This is a genomic window from Burkholderia sp. Ax-1720 (assembly GCF_011753035.1).
GTDB lineage: Bacteria > Pseudomonadota > Gammaproteobacteria > Burkholderiales > Burkholderiaceae > Burkholderia > Burkholderia gladioli.
Genome location: NZ_VWWK01000358.1, coordinates 1 through 2,526 on the forward strand (window position 1 = coordinate 1; position 2,526 = coordinate 2,526).

3 protein-coding genes are annotated in these 2,526 nt (G+C 72.0%); 1 reads left to right on the forward strand and 2 read right to left on the reverse strand.

Annotation, left to right across the window (positions count from 1 at the left end; genetic code table 11):
* Window positions 1-168: 168 nt before the first annotated feature.
* Both F3J18_RS36630 and F3J18_RS36635 read right to left on the reverse strand, forming a co-directional pair.
* Complete coding sequence (locus F3J18_RS36630) at window positions 169-1,008, reverse strand: class II aldolase/adducin family protein (RefSeq protein ID WP_036055636.1); 840 nt, start codon at window positions 1,006-1,008, stop codon at window positions 169-171.
* A 203-nt stretch (window positions 1,009-1,211) separates the two neighbouring features.
* Window positions 1,212-2,297 carry an LLM class flavin-dependent oxidoreductase gene (locus F3J18_RS36635; protein WP_166917025.1) on the reverse strand — a complete coding sequence of 362 codons (1,086 nt, stop codon included), beginning with the start codon at window positions 2,295-2,297 and terminating at the stop codon, window positions 1,212-1,214.
* Between F3J18_RS36635 and F3J18_RS37990 the strand changes: the two genes are divergently transcribed.
* Window positions 2,281-2,526, forward strand: a 246-nt coding sequence (locus tag F3J18_RS37990) for a hypothetical protein (RefSeq protein ID WP_205195722.1), incomplete at its 3' end; no start/stop codon positions are given. The two genes, F3J18_RS36635 and F3J18_RS37990, sit on opposite strands and share 17 nt — an antisense overlap.

A 2,526-nucleotide genomic window follows, 5' to 3' on the forward strand; every position in this document is an offset into this window, starting at 1 on the left:
AGCGCGGCGGCGCCGGCCGTGCGCAGCGCGCGCCGGCGGCCCGGGCGCGCGGCCTCGGGCGATGCGGTATCGAGCGGACGAGACATATCGGATTCCTCAACGTAGCGAGCAGTGGCGTGAAGGTGGCGGGGCCGGTGCATGGCCGGCCCCTGGAACTTGGAACGGCGGTCAGTCGAGCAGCTCGGGTTCCTGCTCGACCAGCCCCGCGTAGAGGCTTTCGAAGGCCTGCAGCGCGCCGTCGGGCTTGCCGATCTGGCCATGCGTGTGGCGCGCGGTGGCCGCGTCGATCGGCTGGGTGGTGCCGGCCGCTTCGGCGAGCAGGGCGGTATGCGCGACGTTGTCGAGCGCGATGTACCACCAGGCCGCCGCCTCGACCGTCGGGCCGCCGGTCAGGATGCCGTGGTTCTTCAGGATCACGCCCTTGTGCGTGCCGCCCTCGGGCTTGGCCAGCGCCTGCGCGATGCGATCGCCCTCGCTGGTGTCGACCACCATGCCGGTGAAGTCGTCGAACAGCGCGTGGTCCTCGTAGAACACGCAGGCGTCCTGGGTCAGCGGCGCCAGCGGGCGGCCCAGCGTCGACCAGGCCTTGCCGTAGGTCGAGTGCGTGTGGGCGGCGGCCACCAGCTCGGGATGGGCCTCGTGGATCGCCGCGTGGATCGCGAAGGCGGCCTTGTTGAGCGGGCGCTCGCCGATCACGGTCTCGCCGCGGCCGTTCACGAGCAGCAGGTCCGAGACCTTGATGCGCGAGAAATGCACGCCGAGCGGATTGACCCAGAAATGGTCGGGCAGCTCGGGATCGCGCGCGGTGATGTGCCCGGCTAGGCCCAGCGCGAAACCGTGCCGCGCGAACAGGCGGAACGCGCCGGCCAGGCGCTCCTGGCGATGGCGGCGCTCGGCCGCGATGCTCGTGCGCGGCGCCGGCGGATCGAACCAGAATTTCTGCTGTGGTCGCGGATTGATCGCGAGACCGGAGGGCGTGCGGGACTGCAGCGGCAGGACGGTGGACATGATCGGCTCTTCGGTTGTGGGGGCAGAGGGGCGGCTAGCGGCCCGGCGGCTGGCGCCCGGGCCGCGGTCCGTCACGGCAGTCGCGGCGGTGGGGGCGTCCTGGCCTGGTTTCGGCGAGGCTGCCCGTGCCGTTCGCGCTGCCTGCTTGCTTGCGCTGTCTTCGCGCCTGCGGATCGAATCGAATCGAATCGATGCTGATGCGTTCACGCCGCGGCGCGGTTTGCCTGGCGCGCCGTCACCAACTCGCGCACGCGCGGGATCAGCTCGCGGCCGTAGTCGGTCGCGTCCTCGAGCGGATCGAAGCCGCGGATCAGGAAGGTGGTGACGCCGATGTCGTAGTAGTCGGCCAGCGCGTCGGCCACCTGCTCGGGCGTGCCGACCAGCGCGGTCGAGTTCGAGCGGCCGCCGCTCAGTTGGGCGATCTCGGTCCACAGCCGCTTGTCGACGCGCGAGCCGCGCTCGGCGGCGGCCAGCAGGCGCCGCGCGCCCTCGCTCTGCTGCGGGCTGCCCACGCCGAGCCCGGCCGCCTCGCGCAGCCGGCGCGTTTCGGCCAGGATGCGCCGAGCGCGATCCCAGGCGGCGTCCTCGGTGGCGGCCAGGATCGGCCGGAACGATACCGAGAAGCGGATCTGCCGGCCTTGCGCGGCCGCGGCGGCGCGCACGCGGCCGGTCAGCTCGCGCACCTGGTCGAGCGATTCGCCCCACAGCGCGTAGATGTCGGCGTGCTTCGCGGCCACCTCCAGCGCCGCCGCCGAGGCGCCGCCGAAATAGATCGGCACGTGCGGGCGCTGCGCCGGCTTCACCTCGGAGAAGCCCTGGCGGAAGCGGTAATAGGTGCCCTCGTGGTCGAACGGCCGGTCCTCGGTCCAGATCCGGCGCAGGATGCCGAGGTATTCGTCGGTGCGCGCGTAGCGCTGGTCGTGATCGAGGAAATCGCCGTCGCGCTGCTGCTCGCTGTCCGAGCCGCCCGAGATGAAGTGCACGCCGAGCCGCCCGCCGCTGAACTGGTCGAGCGTGGCGATCTGGCGCGCGGCCAGGGTCGGCTCGGTGAAGCCGGGCCGGTGCGCCAGCATGAAGTTCACGCGCTCGGTGACGGCCGCCGCGTAGGAGATGGTCAGCGTCGCCGAGGGACCGGTCGAGTGATGCGGCACCAGGATCCGGTCGAAGCCGGCCTGCTCGTGGGCCTGGGCGAAGGCGCGCACATAGTCGCGATCGACCACGGGGCCCGCGGGCGGGTGGATCTCGGACTGCTTCTGGCTCTGGATCATGCCGATGAATTCGACGCTCATCGCGGGGCTCCGGGTGCGGGCGGCCCGGCGCGGGCCGGGCGGAAAGGGAAAGAGGGCGGGGCCGGTGGCGGCCAGGGAGCTGGACCAGTTGCGCGTACAGCCCATGACGCGATTTCGCGATCCGCCCATCCTCGACGGCCGCCAGGATCGCGCAGCCCGGCTCGTGCAGGTGATGGCAGTTGTAGAAGCGGCAATCGGCCAGCAGCGGCCGGAATTCCGGGAAGGCGCG